The sequence below is a fragment of the Peptoniphilus obesi ph1 genome, from assembly GCF_000311865.1.
Taxonomy (GTDB): domain Bacteria; phylum Bacillota; class Clostridia; order Tissierellales; family Peptoniphilaceae; genus Peptoniphilus_E; species Peptoniphilus_E obesi.
The window spans coordinates 62,201-80,498 of the sequence record NZ_HE978582.1 but is presented as its reverse complement, the minus strand read 5'-3'; the positions used below and the strand labels follow the sequence as shown (position 1 = coordinate 80,498).

Annotated in this window: 19 protein-coding genes and 3 pseudogenes; 21 read left to right on the top strand and 1 reads right to left on the bottom strand. The window is 29.6% G+C overall.

Annotated elements, in window-relative coordinates; translation table 11 throughout:
* The 9 genes and pseudogenes from HGPB_RS06245 to HGPB_RS06205 all read left to right on the top strand — a co-directional run.
* On the top strand, positions 1-1,001 hold a 1,001-nt coding region (locus HGPB_RS06245; protein WP_019132836.1), incomplete at its 5' end, for an ORF6N domain-containing protein.
* A 109-nt stretch (positions 1,002-1,110) separates the two neighbouring features.
* Entirely contained in the window at positions 1,111-1,296 is a 186-nt protein-coding gene (locus HGPB_RS06240) for a transposon-encoded TnpW family protein (protein ID WP_001005000.1), read from the top strand.
* An 11-nt stretch (positions 1,297-1,307) separates the two neighbouring features.
* Positions 1,308-2,117, top strand: a pseudogene (locus HGPB_RS06235) (VirD4-like conjugal transfer protein, CD1115 family); the annotation flags it as partial.
* A gap of 61 nt (positions 2,118-2,178) precedes the next feature.
* Complete coding sequence (locus HGPB_RS06230) at positions 2,179-2,715, top strand: ClbS/DfsB family four-helix bundle protein (protein ID WP_019132835.1); 537 nt, start codon at positions 2,179-2,181, stop codon at positions 2,713-2,715.
* A gap of 17 nt (positions 2,716-2,732) precedes the next feature.
* Positions 2,733-4,202 (top strand): PIN-like domain-containing protein, encoded by a 1,470-nt coding sequence (locus HGPB_RS06225; RefSeq protein WP_019132834.1) that lies wholly within the window; start codon positions 2,733-2,735, stop codon positions 4,200-4,202.
* Between the two features lie 195 nt (positions 4,203-4,397).
* Entirely contained in the window at positions 4,398-4,709 is a 312-nt protein-coding gene (locus HGPB_RS06220) for a single stranded DNA-binding domain-containing protein (protein WP_002839977.1), read from the top strand.
* Between the two features lies 1 nt (position 4,710).
* Positions 4,711-4,869, top strand: a complete 159-nt coding sequence (locus HGPB_RS06215; protein WP_004825242.1) for a Maff2 family mobile element protein — start codon at positions 4,711-4,713, stop codon at positions 4,867-4,869.
* A 117-nt stretch (positions 4,870-4,986) separates the two neighbouring features.
* Positions 4,987-5,205 (top strand): helix-turn-helix domain-containing protein, encoded by a 219-nt coding sequence (locus HGPB_RS06210; RefSeq protein ID WP_002839984.1) that lies wholly within the window; start codon positions 4,987-4,989, stop codon positions 5,203-5,205.
* Between the two features lie 429 nt (positions 5,206-5,634).
* A complete protein-coding gene (locus HGPB_RS06205; protein WP_019132833.1) occupies positions 5,635-6,129 on the top strand; it encodes a hypothetical protein in 495 nt (164 codons plus the stop codon).
* 258 nt (positions 6,130-6,387) lie between these two features.
* On the opposite strand, the gene HGPB_RS06200 is transcribed toward HGPB_RS06205, so the two are convergent.
* The gene (locus HGPB_RS06200; protein ID WP_019132832.1) at positions 6,388-7,380 is read right to left on the bottom strand and encodes a helix-turn-helix domain-containing protein; all 993 of its coding nucleotides are present in this window, start codon (positions 7,378-7,380) and stop codon (positions 6,388-6,390) included.
* 151 nt (positions 7,381-7,531) lie between these two features.
* Between HGPB_RS06200 and HGPB_RS06195 the strand changes: the two are divergent.
* The 12 genes and pseudogenes from HGPB_RS06195 to HGPB_RS06145 all read left to right on the top strand — a co-directional run.
* Positions 7,532-7,903: pseudogene (locus HGPB_RS06195) on the top strand (AMP-binding protein); the annotation flags it as partial.
* A gap of 168 nt (positions 7,904-8,071) precedes the next feature.
* Positions 8,072-9,793 (top strand): ABC transporter ATP-binding protein, encoded by a 1,722-nt coding sequence (locus HGPB_RS06190; protein ID WP_019132830.1) that lies wholly within the window; start codon positions 8,072-8,074, stop codon positions 9,791-9,793.
* A gap of 26 nt (positions 9,794-9,819) precedes the next feature.
* A complete protein-coding gene (locus HGPB_RS06185; protein ID WP_019132829.1) occupies positions 9,820-11,550 on the top strand; it encodes an ABC transporter ATP-binding protein in 1,731 nt (576 codons plus the stop codon).
* A 13-nt stretch (positions 11,551-11,563) separates the two neighbouring features.
* Positions 11,564-12,142: an MptD family putative ECF transporter S component gene (locus HGPB_RS06180; protein ID WP_019132828.1), complete on the top strand. Its 579-nt coding sequence runs from the start codon at positions 11,564-11,566 to the stop codon at positions 12,140-12,142.
* Positions 12,143-12,853, top strand: coding sequence for an energy-coupling factor transporter transmembrane component T family protein (locus HGPB_RS06175; protein WP_019132827.1), 711 nt, complete (start codon positions 12,143-12,145; stop codon positions 12,851-12,853).
* Between the two features lie 2 nt (positions 12,854-12,855).
* Entirely contained in the window at positions 12,856-13,935 is a 1,080-nt protein-coding gene (locus HGPB_RS06170) for an ABC transporter ATP-binding protein (protein WP_051008343.1), read from the top strand.
* Positions 13,936-13,943: 8 nt separating this feature from the next.
* On the top strand, positions 13,944-14,321 hold the full coding sequence (locus HGPB_RS09125) for an ATP-binding cassette domain-containing protein (RefSeq protein ID WP_019132826.1): 378 nt from the start codon (positions 13,944-13,946) through the stop codon (positions 14,319-14,321).
* 6 nt (positions 14,322-14,327) lie between these two features.
* A pseudogene (locus tag HGPB_RS06165) lies at positions 14,328-14,639 on the top strand (ABC transporter ATP-binding protein); the annotation flags it as partial.
* 353 nt (positions 14,640-14,992) lie between these two features.
* Entirely contained in the window at positions 14,993-15,283 is a 291-nt protein-coding gene (locus tag HGPB_RS06160; RefSeq protein ID WP_019132823.1) for a DUF3847 domain-containing protein, read from the top strand.
* A 333-nt stretch (positions 15,284-15,616) separates the two neighbouring features.
* Positions 15,617-17,251 carry a MobQ family relaxase gene (mobQ, locus tag HGPB_RS06155; RefSeq protein WP_019132822.1) on the top strand — a complete coding sequence of 545 codons (1,635 nt, stop codon included), beginning with the start codon at positions 15,617-15,619 and terminating at the stop codon, positions 17,249-17,251.
* Between the two features lie 73 nt (positions 17,252-17,324).
* Positions 17,325-17,498 (top strand): hypothetical protein, encoded by a 174-nt coding sequence (locus tag HGPB_RS08865; protein WP_004829396.1) that lies wholly within the window; start codon positions 17,325-17,327, stop codon positions 17,496-17,498.
* 183 nt (positions 17,499-17,681) lie between these two features.
* Positions 17,682-18,209, top strand: a complete 528-nt coding sequence (locus tag HGPB_RS06145; protein ID WP_019132821.1) for a PcfB family protein — start codon at positions 17,682-17,684, stop codon at positions 18,207-18,209.
* The last annotated feature ends 89 nt before the right edge of the window (positions 18,210-18,298 follow it).

The window sequence follows — 18,298 nt, the reverse complement described above, 5'->3', positions numbered from 1 at the left end:
AAGAAAATAAAGAGATAGTTATTGTGGATAATAAAACTATACAAGAAAAAATATATCTTATTCGTGGGCAAAAAGTAATGCTTGATTCAGATTTAGCCGAAATATATGGGTATGAAACTAAAAACTTTAATAGACAGGTGAAAAACAACGCAGAAAAATTTGATGGTGAAGACTTCATGTTCCAATTAACGGACGAAGAAATGGTAGAACTTTCAAGGTGCAAAAATTTCACCTTGAACAGAGGGACTGGTAGAGGAAGTAATATTAAATACAATCCTTATGCCTTTACAGAACAAGGTATTTATATGCTGATGACTGTATTAAGAGGTGAACTTGCTGTTAAGCAAAGCAGAGCTTTAGTTAGAACATTTAAGCAAATGAAAGATTTTATCATTGAAAACCAAGATTTTATCGGTTCAAAAGAATTAGTTCAAATAGCAGTACAGACAAATCAAAATACAAAGGATATAACTGAAATAAAATTGCAAATGGCTACAAAAGAAGATTTGAAAAAGGTTATGGATAATTTTATAGATCCAGACACTTACAAGCATTTCCTTTTAATGAATGGAGATAAGATTGAAGCAGATGTTGCTTATACAAAAATATATAAGTCTGCAAAGGAAAGCATTTATGTTATAGATAACTATATAGGTTTGAAAACCTTGGAATTATTAAGGGCTGCAAAAGACAATATTGAGGTTATAGTATTTAGCGACAATGTGAAAAACAAGGATATGCTTACAAAAAATATCCTAAACGATTTTAGAAAAGATTACCCTAATATCAATCTTAAGATGAAAGTTGCAGGGAAAAAATATCACGATAGGTATATTGCTATTGACTATGGAACAGAAAATGAAGCCTTTTATCTTTGCGGAGCTTCATCAAAAGATGCAGGAAATAAAATATCAAGCATTACAAAGATAGAGGAATCTTCCAAGGATATGTATCATATGATGTTTGGCGGAATGCTGAACAATAAGGATTTGAAACTTTAATATGTAAATGCTAAAGCGTTATTCAATGAATAGCTATAAGACTTGCGAAAGGCGGTAGAAATAAAACTCTATCGTCTTTTTTAATTGCAACTAATAGGAGGAAAATAATATGAATGAAAACAGAAATGAACATAATACAGGAACAAAGACTATAAAGAAGATTGGAAAAGTAACTTATGAGGTTATTGTCCATTTTAATGAAAATGCGACTGAAACCATGCAAGATAAATTGAAAAGGATAATGCTTAGAGAAATGGAGCGAGAAAAAGATAAAAAACCTCATAAAAATGATTAGAAAGTCCTTGACAAGTTGTTACAGGAAAAACTGCTAAGTCAATTCTAATATCTTGTGGAGCAAGACTTGCACCTTTTGATATAAGAGAGCTTAGAGAACTAATGAGCGAAGATGAACTAGAGCTTGATAAAATTGGAGATAGGAAAACTGCCTTGTTCGTAATAATATCAGATACTGACGATACTTTTAACTTTGTAGTCTCAATAATGTATTCCCAATTATTTAATCTACTATGTGATAAGGCAGATGATGTGTATGGTGGAAGACTTCCAGTTCATGTTAGGTGTCTACTTGATGAGTTTGCAAATATAGGATTAATTCCTAAATTTGAAAAATTGATTGCAACAATTCGTTCAAGAGAAATATCGGCAAGCATAATACTGCAAGCACAATCTCAATTAAAGGCAATCTATAAAGACCATGCAGATACAATAGTTGGTAACTGCGACTCTACACTCTTTCTAGGAGGAAAAGAAAAAACAACAGTAAAAGAATTATCAGAAACCTTAGGAAAAGAAACCATAGACCTATATAACACATCAGAAACAAGATCCAATCAAAAATCTTTTGGTCTAAATTACCAAAAAACTGGCAAGGAACTTATGAGTCAAGATGAAATAACTGTAATGGATGGCGGTAAGTGTATTTATCAGTTAAGAGGAGTAAGACCTTTTCTATCTGATAAATTCGATATTACAAAGCATAAGAATTACAAGTTGTTGGAAGATTATGATAAGAAAAACTTGTTTGATGTGGAAGAGTATTTAACAAATAGAGATAAAATAAAAATAAACAGGAACAGTTTGATTACAAGATTATGAATTAAGCCTAGGATAAAAATATTTTTGGTATAATATCTATATAAACCATGGAGGTAGGCATATGAGGTCTTATGAAAGTAAGGAAGAATTAAAAAATGAGATAAAGAAAACTTTTGGAAAATATATTTCAGAGTTTGATAATATCCCAGAAGAATTAAAAGATAAAAGAGTAGATCAAGTTGATAGGACACCAGCTGAAAATCTTGCCTATCAAGTAGGTTGGACAACTTTAGTTTTGAAATGGGAAGAAGATGAAAAAAAGGGAATTGAGGTTAAAACGCCATCTGACAAATTTAAGTGGAATCAACTTGGAGAATTGTATCAATGGTTTACAGATATCTATGCTCATAAATCGTTAAAGGAATTAAAAGAACAACTATCACAGAATATAGAAGATATTTACTCTTTGATAGATAATCTTACAGAGGAAGAATTATTTAAACCACATATGAGAAAATGGGCAGATGAAGCAACAAAAACTGCAACTTGGGAAGTATATAAATTTATCCATGTAAATACAGTAGCACCATTTGGAACATTTAGGACTAAGATTAGAAAATGGAAAAAACTTAATAATTTTGTGAATGTAATTAAATAATAAGGTTGGTGCTTTAATTGAATTATGAAAAATTTAAAAAAATAATAAATAGAAAAACCTCTATAATAGTATTAGATACAAATGTAATACTTGACTTAGCTCGATATTCATTATACAGTAGCAAAAACATATTAGAAATTTTCAAGGAGTGTAAGGATTTAATATGGATTCCGAATCAAGTGTATAAAGAATTTAATAAAAATAAATATAGCGTATTCGGACAATTGAAAAAAAAGTATCAAAATTTTGAAAAAGATTTACTAAGAGTAATTGAAAGGAGTCAAAAAAATTTAGAGAGTGTCTTGATTAAATCATCTAAATATAATTATTTTGGAAGAAAAAATTTGGAGAATGATTTAAATAACAAGTTAGTTGAATTAAAACAAATAATCAAATCTTATAAAAATAGTGTTGGTATTGAATATGATGAAATAACAACAGATTCTCCTGAAATAATTAAAGATATAGATAATCTTATTTCATATTTAGAAAAAAATAATAGGATAGGTAATAGGATAAGGTTTAGTGAACAATTAAAAATTATTAGAGAGGGTGAACTTAGGTATAAATATAAAATTCCGCCTGGATATGAGGACATTAATAAAGATGGAGTTGAAAAATTTGGAGATTTATTTGTTTGGAAAGAGATATTAGATTTACCAGTTGAAAAATCAGTAAAAGATATTATTTTTATTACGAATGATATAAAAGAAGACTGGTGGAGTAAGGATAGTCAAGATAATTTAGTAGTTCACGATAAATTATTAAGTGAATTTAAAGAAAAAAATCCAAATGTAAATATTGAATTTTTAACAACAGGAATGTTTCAGAATTTCGCTTCAAAAGTATATGATAGATATGATTTTAATGTTTATGTAGATTTAAATAGAAAAGATGTGTCATATGTAGAAAGAGTAAAACAAGATATTTCTAATGATATAGTTGACAGTATTTATAATAACAACTATTATTATCTAGAATCGTATGTTATTGGAAGTGAGGGTATTGAAGAATTAGATATAAATAATTGTGAATTCAATGAGATATTAGATACTTATGAAGAGTTTACAGACGAGATTGTTAGTATAACTTATGAGCTAGAATATTTAATAAATTTAAGTTGTGTATCCTTTGATTATTGGGGACGTGATGATGATACAAAAGAAGTCATACAATCACCACCAATAGAACAAGAATTTAGTGGAAGTGTCATAGTTAATGTCACAAGATTAATTAATAAAGATGATATCGAAGAAGGTTCTTTTTATATTAATAATGATAAAGAATATACAGATATTGAAATAATTGAAATTCAGATAGATCAAGATTCTATAAACAAAAATGAAGAAGACTACGATGACTCTTATTTAGAAGAGGAGAATTACAATAATGATTATGCATTTATTTGCTCTAAATGTGGAAAGGGATTTAAGGATAGGCGAGAAGATGTAGGTGGTATTTGTCGAGATTGTTCATTTAATGATTAATAATATAGGATATTTTATTAAAGCAGTAATTATAAAGTTTACTGCTTTTTTTATACTCAAAATTAGGAGGTTAAGATGTTAAGGATAAGAGCTCCTACTTAGAACAATTTAATAAGGAATAATGTATAGCGATTGGAAATAAATAGATCCAGTCGCTTTTTTAATTGAAATTTATAGATTAAGGAGAAGAAATTAATGGATAGAGAAATGATAAATATTAATGCAAATTTAGTTAAAGAAGTGGAATTATCAGAATTTGAAAGAGATGGAGAAAAAGTAGATGTAGCAAATTTTACTCTCATTAAAAAATATGGTAAAGGAAAAGAATATATAAATTGTTCAGTCTACGGAGAAAAAAGCGAACGTGCAAAAGAATTAGATAAAGGAGATCTAATCCATGTCTTTGGATATTTCAAAGAAAACAAAAAAGGAGATAAGGTCTACAAGAATTTTATAGTTAAATCACTAAATAAAATAGAAAATAAGAAAGAAAACGAGGAGGAATAATATGGAATTTTTTACAGCTGGAGTTGGAGTTTTAAAGACACTTGTAACTGCAATTGGTGCAGGTTTAGGAGCATGGGGAGTTATTAACTTAATGGAAGGTTATGGTAATGATAACCCTGGTGCTAAATCTCAAGGTATTAAGCAATTTATGGCAAAATAAGGACGGAATAACACAACAAATTCTCTAAAACAAAACACTAAATCAATGTAAGATTGAATGAAATCAATATTTATGCTATAATTAAATAAATCTAATGAAGAGAAAAAGAGGGATATTATGGCACTTAACTATAAACCATTATGGATACAGTTAGCGAAAAAAGGATTAAAGAAAACAGATGTAATAGCTATGGCAGGACTAACAACAAATGTTATGGCACAAATGGGCAAGGATAAACCAATTACATTTAAGAATTTAGAAAGAATATGTAAGGCTCTATCTTGCACTCCTAATGATATTATTAGTTTTGAAGATGAATTTGAAAAAGAGATTTAAATTCTTATAGTTCTTTACACTTGATTTACAAGGGATCAAAGAAAATCTTAATAAGGGTTTCTAAAATTTTATTGAAATAATGTATAATTTGTGATAGCTTACTTACAATTTTAGAATTGTAATCTTTATATAGGGTGTTTTTATATCTTGTCAATGATTTTGTAAATATCTTTTAGATTGGAATCCAAAGTTTTGTGAGTAATTTATTTGAGAATTTACAAAACTTCTTAATACATGACCTGTATGTGTATAATGACATTGACAAGAAGACATCTGTGATTATAGATTTTAAATAACTATATAAATTGTAAAAAAGTATAGCACTAATACTAGCAAGAAAATTTATACGAATTTAGTTGACACAACTAAGAAAAATTGCTCCCATTTACGAAATGGTTTATACTTCAAGAGAGGAGGTAAACTAAATTGATGAAAACACTTGGTATGTTAACAATCATCTGCTTAACAGCATCAATTATGATGATGAATTTTATACTTATTATACCAAAATTTGGCTCGAAGCATTTCGGCGCACCTGATGATATCAAAGTTATGATGAGTAAGTTGCCAGATAAACCGATTTGGGTCAATATAATCGGCGGACTTATCATGATACTTGGATTGCTAGCCATTGCAGCCGTTCTAGGCTGGGCAATTGTTGATACAGTAAAATTTAGTTTAACTTTTCAGCAAGCCTTTGTTAGATTTTTAATACTATTTGAAGGATATAAGCTTTTTGATATTATCTTTTTTGATTATCTCATGCTTACCAAGTTAAAATTGCCGACTAAAGTTTACCCAGAGACGGTTGGTGCTAAGGGGTATGATAATTTTGGATTTAATGGGAAAAGTCAGATTGCAAAAATTATAATCTTCTTTTTCGTGAGCCTAATTTTAGCATATTTACTGACCGTTTTGGTTTAACTAAAAATTCATAACTTGTAATGTTCAATTCGACTTCTTGGCTATTTGTTTTAAGGGGCTGTAGCTTAAAAAGAACCAATTATCAGAAATAGATATAAGCCATGAACAGTTATATGAAGATAGGTTAGAGGGAAATATAAGCGAAAGAAACTTCAATCTAATATGTGAGCATATCTAAAAAACAAGACAAGAACCACTCCTATACAAATATCTATACATGCAAATTCATATAAGATAAAGGCGTATAAAAAAATTAGTTTAATCACAGCAATCACAATTTAAATTGTGATGTTCGCAAGCTAAACTACGGACTTCACTAGGAAGTTTTCCTTTGTATCTTTTGTAATAAATAGAAAATTTGCTATGGGATGTGTATCCAACAGATTCAGCAATTTCCTTTATAGGAAGTTTGGTATTTAATAGAAGAGTTTCAGCTACATTCATTCTTTTTCTTTGAGTGTATTCTGTAATGCTTTGACCATATTTTTCTTTGAACAGATTTTTTAATTTTGTTCCGCTCATTTTAGATATTTTTTCAAGGGTTTCCTGATTTACATTCATGGCGAAATGATCATCTAAAAACTTGGATAAATCTTCAAGTGCTTTACTATCGTCAGACTCTATTTTATATTTTTTTCTATTTAAGTAGGTATCTATTACTATGCTTATCCACTCATTTGCTTTGGCTTTAAAGAAAAAATCGGCGGCAGGGGCATCCATTTTACAATTTAGAATTTCCATAGCCACTTTTTCTAAAGACTTTGTAAGTATTATTTGATTAGTTTGAAGTAAAGCACTATAAAATGATTCCGGATCAATATTAATGGCTGATAGGTGCTTCTCTAAAAGCTCTTTTTTAAAGCCTATAGATACAGCAAGATAATAAGAGTTTTCGTGTAATAAAAACAGAAAGTCATCTTTTATATTGTCAAAATCAAAAGTACATAAAGAGTTTGCAGTAAGCGTTTGATATGGATTAAATTTTTCTCCATTTGCGCTGACTATGTAGATTGTGTAAATTGACACATAGTCTTCCACACTATAAGTGCTATTTTGAATTATTTCTTCTTTGATATAAAAATCATGGATATCAATAATAAATCCATCTCCTTCATAAAACCAATATATATCCTCTGCATAAGTTAAATCTTCTTTATTCCAACAAAAAGTATGCCCCGCACTTGAATACTTCTTATTATTTTTACATTCTTCTACTTTCATATAATCTTTTACCAAATCATAGTAACTCATAATTCGTATATCCCTTTTAGACAATATTCCAATTAGCCTTTTTAATTCAAAGCTATTGTATTAGTAATTATAACCGATGTATAATAGAAAAGCAATGATAGCCATTATCAACCAAGTAAATTCATATCTAAAAGGAATATTAAAGTAAGAAGATTTGAATATATGGTCAAATTACTTAAACGTGCCTAAAACTATTCCTCAAGATTGGATTTCGATTCCATATGGAAAAGCACTAAAAAATCAAGCTTATAGAGTTGTAGATGAACTTGGAAGGAACTGCCCCAATTATGTAATGGGTGAGCTTTTAATAGGTGGAGTTGGTGTTGCTAAAGGTTACTATGGCGACAGAGAATTAACGGTGAAAAAATTTTTCAAAAAGTATGGAATAAGATGGTACAAAACAGGTGATAACGGGAGAACATGGGATGATGGAACAATAGAATTCTTAGGGAGAAAAGATACACAGGTTAAAATAAAAGGCCATCGTATTGAGCTTGGTGAAATTGAAGATGCAATATTAGGCGAAATAAAAAGGCTCTTTGTCAAATGTTGGGGCGAGAATGTATCTCACCCCAACATTTATTATAGAACCAATAAAAATAGATTATATATGGGTGGGATCATTTTTCTTGTATCGAAAACCACAATTTCGCTAAGGAATTAGCCATTAAACTTGGAAAGGAGTGTAAAAATGACGAGAACTGAAATTAGCTTAGAAGCTTTTATAAAAGAAGAGAAAAAAGGATATATCTTTTCTATTATCCTGGCCATCATTGGTGTTGGATTTGGGATGATTCCGTATATATGCATTTCGGAAATTATTTTGAATTTAATTGAAAATATGAATAGTTTTAAAACTTATGTGATTTTATTCTCAATATCAATGATAGCATATGGCGTAAAATATACTTGTACAGGTATTTCAACATCGTTATCTCATGAAGCTACTTTTAGGGTGCTAGATAAATTACGTAATTATATAGCAGAAAAACTAACAAAGGTCCCAATGGGATATGTTATTGATAATTCGTCAGGTATGTTTAAAAGTTTGTTTGTAGAGAGAGTTGAACAACTTGAAGTTCCATTGGCTCATGCTGTTCCTGAGGTAGCTTCAAACATACTAGTTCCTATTGCGATTATTATATATATTTTTACACTAAATTGGAAAATGGGTATAGCTTCAGTATTAACAATACCATTTGGTATAGGTTCCTATTCAAAGATAATGAATACTTTTTCAGAAAAATACAAAAATATCATCGATATAAGAAATAATATGAGTTCTACCGTGGTTGAATATATTAATGGAATAGAAGTTGTAAAGACTTTTGGTCAGGGAGAAAATTCCTATTCAAAGTTTGTGAATGTGGTAAAAAAGAATACAAAAGCTAATATCAAATGGCTAAAAAGTACTCAAAAATATACTTCATTTATGATGAATCTTGTAAGCTCTATGGTTTTTACACTGCCAATTGGTTGTTATCTTTATAGCATAGGAGAACTTAGCTTAGCAGATTTCCTTTTCAGTTTGATTTTATCCCTAGGGATTACAGGCCCTCTTTTATCAGCAGTGATATATACTGATAATTTAGCAAAAATAAAAATGATAATGAAAGAAATAAACGATATTTTGAACGTAGATGAATTGGTAGGTGTAAATAGCATCAAAAAAACTATATTGAATTATGATGTTGAGTTTAAAAATGTAGATTTTCAATATATTGAAGGGCAAAATATCTTGAACGAACTTTCATTTAATATAAAGCAAGGAGAAAAAGCAGCTATTGTTGGGCCTTCAGGTTCTGGGAAATCTACTGTTGTCAAGTTGATAAATAGGTTTTGGGATCCTCAAGTTGGAAGTATTTCTATAGGTGGAGTAAATATTAAAGATATTCCCATTGCACAATTAACCAATGTGATTTCTTATGTTTCACAAGATAACTATTTATTCAATAGAAGTATAATGGAAAATTTGAAATTGGGAAATGAAAATATAGAAGACAGCTTGGTAATAGATGCTTGTAAAAGAGCTAATTGCCACGATTTTATTATGGAATTTGAGCAGGGTTATCAAACTGTAGTTGGAAAAGAAGGAAATCTTTTATCAGGAGGGCAGAAACAGAGAATAACTATAGCACGAGCTATGTTGAAGAATTCTCCAATAGTAATTTTAGACGAAGCCACCGCATATGTAGATCCGGAAAATGAAACGTTGATTCAAAGTGCTATAACAGACTTAACAAAAGATAAAACGTTAATAGTTATAGCCCACAGATTAAATACAATTGTAAATTCGGATCAAATCATATTATTAGAAAACGGAAAACTAGTTTCGTCAGGGACACATGAAGAATTGCTTAGGAGTTCAAAATTATATAGAAATATGTGGAAGGCAAATAATTATGAGAATTAGAAAATGCATAGGAAAGGAGGTAAGAGATGATAAAAGCTTATAAATTATTCTTCAAGTTTGCTGGCACAAGACAATTTTTATGGTGGAAAAGCATATGTTTAGAGCTTTTAAAATGTATATTTATTATGGCAAATTATGCTTTGCTTCTTTATTCTATAAAGCTACTTTTGGACAGTGCTATAGATATAAAGATTTCAATTTTAATTTTTATAGCTCTCTTAATTCTCATGATTGGGCAAATTTTACTTTCTATAAAATCAAGGGATGTACAAACGGAAGCAGTTTATTCTATGTGCGAGGATAAAAGAATATCCATCGCAAATAAAATGAGATTTATGCCCATGGGATATTTTAGCAGTCATACATTAGCTAATTTAACTGGCATTACAACAGAAACAATGAATGAACTTGAGAGTATGTCTTTAGCTGTTGTATCGACAACATTAGTTGGAATTATAAATAGCATAGTTCTGTCAATGGTTATTTCCATATTCTCTTATAAGATAAGCATTATCTATTTATTAGGTATAGGATTCTTTTTGCTAATAAATAACAAGTTGTTAAATCTTTCAAAGGAACTTGCGCCAGGAAGAGTGAAAAATCAGATGGAATTTGCTGACAGTGTACTGGAGTTTATTAGGGGAATGGAAGTAATAAGGTCGTATAATTTGTTTTCTTCTTCAAAAAGTGATATAAGCCAGTCCATAAAAAGGCTTCATATTGCAAGTTTAAGGATAGAGAGAATGAGAGTTCCCTATATTTCTTTACAAAAAATGGTATTAAGAATTATGAGTATGCTCGCGGGACTTGTATCAGTCTATTTGTATTTTCATAGTGATATAGGCTTAATAGCTTGTTTAGTTTTAATTATCATCTCATTCCAAATATATAGCCAACTGGAAGATGCTTCAAGTATGTTTTTTATGTTGCCTATAATGGTTACCGATATAGAAAAAATTATGTCAATTGATCAACTCCCTTCAATAAAATCAGGGAACATAAAGGTAGCTCCAAAAAATTATGATATAAGATTTAAAAATGTTGATTTTTCTTATGGGGATGAAAAGGTATTAAAAAATATAAATTTATTTGCAAAGCAGGGTTCAACGACAGCTATTGTTGGGCCAAGTGGCTCTGGTAAGACAACTTTGGCAAATTTAGTTAACAGATTTTGGGACGTAGATAGGGGAGAGATAACATTAGGAGATGTCAATATTAAGGATTACGATTTGGAAAACCTTATGTCCCAAATTAGTATGGTCTTTCAGAGGGTGTATTTGTTTAGAGATACAATAGAAGCAAATATTAAGTTTGGCAATCCGGAAGCTGAAATACAAGATATTAAGGAGGCAGCAATCAATGCTAAATGTGATCACTTCATATCAAAACTAGAGGATGGATACAATACGATTATAGGAGAAGGAGGAGCTGATTTATCAGGAGGAGAAAGACAAAGGATATCCATAGCAAGAGCAATATTAAAGAATGCGCCTATTATCATTTTGGATGAAGCTACAGCCAATATAGATCCTGAAAATGAAAGAGATATCAACACAGCGATTAAAAATCTTACTCAGGATAAGACAGTTATTGTAATAGCTCATCGCTTAAAAACAGTAAAAGAAGCTGATCAGATTGTGGTTTTAAATAGAGGTGAAATAGAACAGATTGGAAAACACAGTGAATTGATTCAGGAAGAAGGACTTTATAAAAATTTTGTAAGAAATATAGAAAAAGCGAAAAATTGGAAAATTTAAGGAGATGAAAAAAATGAAAAAGAGATTAACAGCAAAGGATCTAATAACAGTTGGTATAATGGTAGTTTTGACTATGGTGGCCTTTATGATAAGTGGAATTTTAGGAAATATTCCCATACTAATGCCACTCATACCTTTTTTCTTAGGAATACTTGGAGCTTTACCATTTTTAGTTGTTAGCACAAAAGTAGGAAAATTTGGAGCTATTTCAATTATGGGAATCCTTCTTGGTTTAATTGGATTCTTGATGGGTCAACATTGGATATTACTACTAAGTGGATGTGTTTGCGGTATTCTTGCAGATCTAATTATAAAATCGGGAGAATATAAGTCAAGTAACAAACTCGCAATAGGATATGGAGTTTTTACCGAATGGTCAGTCGGTTCTATGTTACCTATGTGGATTATGAAGGACGTATATTTTAGTAAATATGAACAAATAGCACCAGAATATGTTAAAGCTGTTCGACCTTTGACAGAAAACTATATGTTGATAGTAGTTGTAGCTTTAGGTTTTGTTGGGGCTTTAATAGGATATTTCATTGGTAAAAAATTATTAAATAAACATTTTAAAAGAGCAGGTATAGTATAGATGACTTTGCATAAAGAATCGTTAGCTAAACTCGACCCTAGAACCAAACTATTACTTTTGATTGTAGTAAATATTATAGTATTAAATGCATATGATTATGGTAATAGACTTTATATCAAATTTGCCTTGTTTGCTTTAACAGCAGGTTTGCTTTTATGTGAAGGCGAAGTTAGTGCAGTGGTTAAGGGGATTATTATATATATATCTGCACAACTAATAAGGATAAGTGGGATGGCAGATGCTATTCCACTTGTTCTTAACATTTTTATTAATGTGTATGTTAATATCATTGCAAAAATGTTTCCTTGTTTATTTTGTGGCTATTATCTTCTAAATACTACAGAAGTATCATCTCTATTAGAAGCTTTTAGGAAGATGAAAATTCCAGAAAAAATAAATTTACCACTATCTGTTGTTTTTCGATTCATACCAAATGTAATAATGGATAATATAGAGATAAAAAAAGCTATGAGAATTAGGGGGATAAGTTTTAAAAATAGTATTTCTATTTTTAAAATTATTGAGTATAAATATATTCCCTTAATGATGTCATCTATGAAAGTTGGGGAAGAACTTACAGTTTCAGCTTTAACAAAAGGATTATCAATAGAAGAAAACAGATCATCTATTCATCGATTATGTTTTGGTAAAGTTGATTATATCTTAATGAGTATGCTTTTTTTCCTAGTAGTTTTATTTATAAGAGGTTGACCATGATAAAATTTACAAACTTAAATTTCAAATACATGAATTCTGACAAAAAATGTTTAGAAAACATTAACTTAGAGATAAAAAAGAACGAATGCATTTTATTTACAGGAGTTTCTGGGTGCGGAAAAACTAGCATTTTAAGGCTGATCAATGGATTGATACCTAATTTTTATTTTGGTGAATTAACTGGACAAGTATGTATAGATGATGAGAACATTACAAATATGGATATAAGAGACATATCTCGCAAAGTAAATTCTGTATTCCAAAATCCAAAAAGTCAATTTTTTAATGCCATAGTAGAAGACGAATTAGCATTTAAACCTGAAAATTATAATATGAATCCAAAAGATATTGTAAAGAATATAAAAGACATCTTGGAAAAATATAAGCTTAAAGACTTTCAAAAAAGAAATCTTTTTACACTATCAGGTGGAGAAAAGCAAAGAATATGTTGCTTAACTTCTGAAACCTTTCCAGCTGAAATTATTGTGTTGGATGAGCCATCATCTAATTTGGATGTTGACTCTATAGAGAAATTGAGAGAAATAATAACAAAATGGAAAAAAGAGGGAAAGACAATAATTATTGCAGAACATAGACTTTGGTATTTAATGGGTTTAGCTGATAGAGTTTATTATATGAAAGAGGGGAAAATAGAACGAACTTTCTCGGGAAATGAATTTGAAGATATCCCATATAAAGCTCTTAAAGAGATGGGACTAAGAAGTAATCAAAATCGTAAATTAAAGTTTTATAGCAGGATAGGGAATATTACGGATAACAAAGCAAACAAATATAAAAATAATAACCTAATACAAATAGACTATTTAAAGTTTAGAGTAAAAGAAAAAGAACTCTTAGATATTAAAAATATATTTTTACCAATGAATTCTATTATTGGTATAGTTGGACTAAATGGGGTAGGTAAATCAACTTTTATGAATTGCTTTTGCGGACTTGAGAAGAAATCTAAAGAGGTTATAAAAGTAGCAGGGATAAAGATGGATAAAAAACAAAGGTTAAAAAAAGCTATATTGTTATGCAGGATGTTAATCACCAATTATTTACTGAAAGCGTAGAAGAGGAGATGAAGGTAAACTTATCTGCTAAGTATGCTGATGGTAAGTATATAGATATATTAAAGTCTTTAAATCTATATCATTTGCTAGAAAAACATCCTATGAGTTTGTCAGGTGGTCAAAAACAAAGGCTAGCTATTGCCACAGCTATGGTATCCGATAGAGACATTATTTTTTTTGATGAACCAACAAGTGGTTTGGATTATTACCATATGCAAGAGGTGGCAAAAAATATGTTGGAATTAAAGAAAGAAAGAAAGACAATTTTCATAATAACTCATGACTATGAATTAATAGAAGAATGTTGTGAGCATATTTTATGTTTCGATAATCAAAGTAAAAGAATTATAGGAAACTTTTCAGATGAGAAAATTACAAAATTATAGTTAGAAGAAAAACAGAGAATATCTATAGCTAGGGCTATGCTAAAAGATGCTCCTATAATCATATTAGATGAAGCGACATCTAGCATAGATCCAGAAAATGAATATTTAATACAAAGAGCCATATCTAATTTAAGTAAAGGAAAAGCTGTAATTATTATTGCCTATAGAATTGTAACAATAGAGGAAGCAGACCAAATACTTGTATTGGACGATGGGGAAATTGTTCAAAGAGGAAAACACATAGATTTAATAGAAGAAGAGGGACTATATAGAAGTTTTATGAGAATCAGGGGTAAAGTAGAAAATTGGAAAATATAATAAGGAGATAAAATAAATGTTAAAATTGAGTCACATATCATGTAGGGTTGATAATTTACAAGAGGCTTGAAAAAAATCACTGAAATGGGCTTTAAAATTGAGTGGGGCTCTAATAATATAAATAAAAATGGCAGAAGAATTTATCTACTAATAGCCTACATCTTTTATCTTTGTGAGAAAAATATGATAAAAAAGATAAACAAAAAGTTATAACATTCCAGATTGGGATTACATGGAAAGAAATATAGAAAACATAAAATTAAAACGGAATATAGCAAATTATAATATTTAAAACGAAAACGATTAGAAATAAAAATCTAGTCGTCTTTTTTATTGTAGGAAAGGATATAAGTATGAAAAAATTAGATCAGATAAGACAAGAATCAAAAGAAATAAAAGACAAAATTGACCATACAGAAGAAAGATTAAGGCAACTAAAAAATCAAGAAAAGAAGATATTAAAACAAGACATAGTGAAAAAAAGAAAAGAAAGAACTCACAGACTAATAACAAGAGGAGCAATCTTAGAAAGCCTTATAGAAAATGCAGAAAAACTAACAGATGAAGAAATAAAAATCCTACTAGAAGAAGCAACAAAGACAAAAGAATTTAAAGAAACACTAAAAATAATAAGAGAAAATTAGGGAAAATAAAATAATCAAATCTCCCTTAGATTTTCTAAGGGCGCAATTATACACCCTAAAGGGTGCTTGCGTCCTGCGGAGCCAAACCCTTGCAGGGAGCAACAACCATTCGCTTTTTAAAAGTCAAGGGTAAATAAACTCGCTAATGCTCGCCCTTGACTTTTAAAATTTGAAATGAACAAAACAATTAAGCCGACATACTGAAACAACAAAATTAATTCAGTAGTCGGCTTTTTTAATTCTATCATTTCAAAACGCTCATTCACAAAGTGGCTATATAAAATCTTCTAAGCCTCCACCTAAAACAACAAAAAAAGAAAGGAAGTGATAAAAATGGCAGACAGTTTTCATTTTTCAGTAAACATAATATCAAGAGGAAAAGGCAAAAGTGCAGTAGCAAGTGCAGCATATATAAGTGGAGAAAAAATAAAAAATGAATGGGATGGAGTAACCCATGACTACACCAAAAAGCTAGGAGTAATTAGCAAAGAAATTTTTTTGCCAGATTACGCACCAGAAGAATATAAAGACCGAAAAACCTTGTGGAACTCGGTAGAACTTTTTGAGAAAAACTCTAATGCCCAACTTGCAAGAAACTTTATCATATCATTACCAAAAGAGTTAAGCAAAGAAGAAAATAAAAAGATGATAGAAGAATATGTTCAAAACAATTTTGTAAAAGAGGGAATGATAGTAGACCTAGCAATTCATGATGAAAGTAGAGTGGGAAATCAAAATATTCATGCTCATATAATGACCATAGTAAGACCAATAAATGAAGATGGAACATGGGGGCAAAAAAGTAAAAAAGAATATATCCTAGATGAAAAAGGAGAAAAGATTTTAAACAAAAATGGAAAACCAAAGACAAGAAAAGTAGAACTAACAACCTGGAATGATAAAGGCAATGTAGAAAAATGGAGAGAAAATTTTTCAGACCTTTGTAATGAATATCTGGCAAAAAATAATATAGAAAAAAGAGTAGACCATAGGAGTTTTAAAAGACAAGGTATAAAACAAATACCAACAATACATTTAGGAGCAAGTGCTAGTGCAATGGAAAGAAAAGGAATAAGAACAGAAAAAGGAGATATAAATCGTGAAATAAAAAAACAGAATGAACTATTAAAAAACATAGGAAATGAAATAAAGAAAATAACATCATGGTTAGCAGGCTTCAAAGATAAGCTAAAAGAATCATACAAGGAATATAAAGACCAAAGTAAAAAGCAAATCGAAAATGAATCAGGACTCTTTAACCTCTATGAATATTTAAGCTTCTATCAAGAAATGCAAGAAAATAATAGAGCTGAATTATCATTTTATGGTAAAAGAAACAAGGCAATCTATGATCTAAAAAGATATGCAAGTGGAATAAATTATCTAAGAGAAAATAAAATAAAAACCATATCAGACCTACAAGGACATACAAACACCCTAAGAAGTAAAAACTCTGAAATATATAAGATCATAAAAGAAAACAGTCAAAAGATAGAAGACCTTAATAAGTGCTTAGCCTATGCAAAGACCGTAAGAGAAACAAAAGCAACCTACCAAGAATATGAAAGCAAGAAAATATTCAAAGAAAGCTTCTACAAGAATAATCAAAAGGAAATAGACCAACATATAAGGGCAAGAAACTTAATTGAAAAAATTAGTGGAAAGAAAAATTTAAGAGAAAAAGAATGGTTAGGAGAAATTAAAAGCTTAGAAGATGAAATCAGTAAATTAAATATAGAGTCAGAAAAGATTAGGGAAAGATACAAGGAAATAAATCATATTAAATATGCAATAGAAGTAGTAAATAAAGAATATGATATCGACCTATCCATAGAAATTGACAAGGCAATTAAGATGGGAGAAAAAGAAAGTATCATAGAAAAGATAAAAGAGTATAAGCAAGACAGTGATAAGTTTAATAAAAAAAGACAAATGACTAAAGACTATTACAAAAATCAAGAAAGATAAGACCTGGTAAAAATATCTTATCCAAGCTATAATATGACCAAGAAAATAAAGGCAGATCTAGGAGGTAATAGAGATGAATAAAAGGCAAGAGCTAATAGATGAACTCATAAAAGCAGATCAAGATGGAACATACAAAACCTATAAAAGCACAGAAGAAATAAAAGCGATGAACAATGCAGAAGTGCAGATATTATATTCCAACATGAAAAACTATCTATCAGACATAAGAACACACACAAACTACTAAAGGTGGAAAGGTATTGTAAGCTATTTTAAAGTATAAAAGGTATAAATACCTAAGTAAGCTATAAAAACAACAAAATAAAGCATTCCACCACCAAGAACAATAAAATAAAAACAATCAAAGGGAAGTATAGAAAAATTAAAGCCTATACTTCCCTTTTTTTAATTCAAACAAAGGAGAGAAAACATGATAAACGAAGAAATAAGCAAAGAAGCAGGTCAAGCAGCACAAACCATAATAACATACACAATAAAGGCAGCAAAAGAATCAATCAATCTTGAAAAAGAAATAAGAAAAAAGATGAATGAAACTTTAGAAAAAGCAAACGGAAACCTCAAAAGTCTTATGGGCGATGAAATGAAACTAAAAGACCTCTACAAGAAAGGACAACTAGAAAATATAAGCATAGATCAAAGCGACCTCAAAGACTTAAAAAAAGAACTAAACAAACTTGGAATAAGTTTCTCAGTAATGAAAAACAAAGAAAGCAAAAACTATGAAGTATTCTTCCAAGCCAAAGACATAAAAGTAATGGAATATGCCTTTAAACAAGTCATAGCCAAGGAAAATAAAAAAGAAAAAGAAAGTATCCTAAAACAAATAAAGAAATACAAAGACCTATCCAAGAACAAGGATAAGACAAAAGAGAAAGTCAAAAGGAAAGTAAAAGAAAAAGTAAAACCAAACAAAAAAGATATGACCAGAGAAATCTAAGGGAGTAATGAAAAGTTACACCCTTAAATAACTATAATAACAAGACTTCCGAAAATCGGAAATCAAGAATTTCGATTATCGAAAATCAA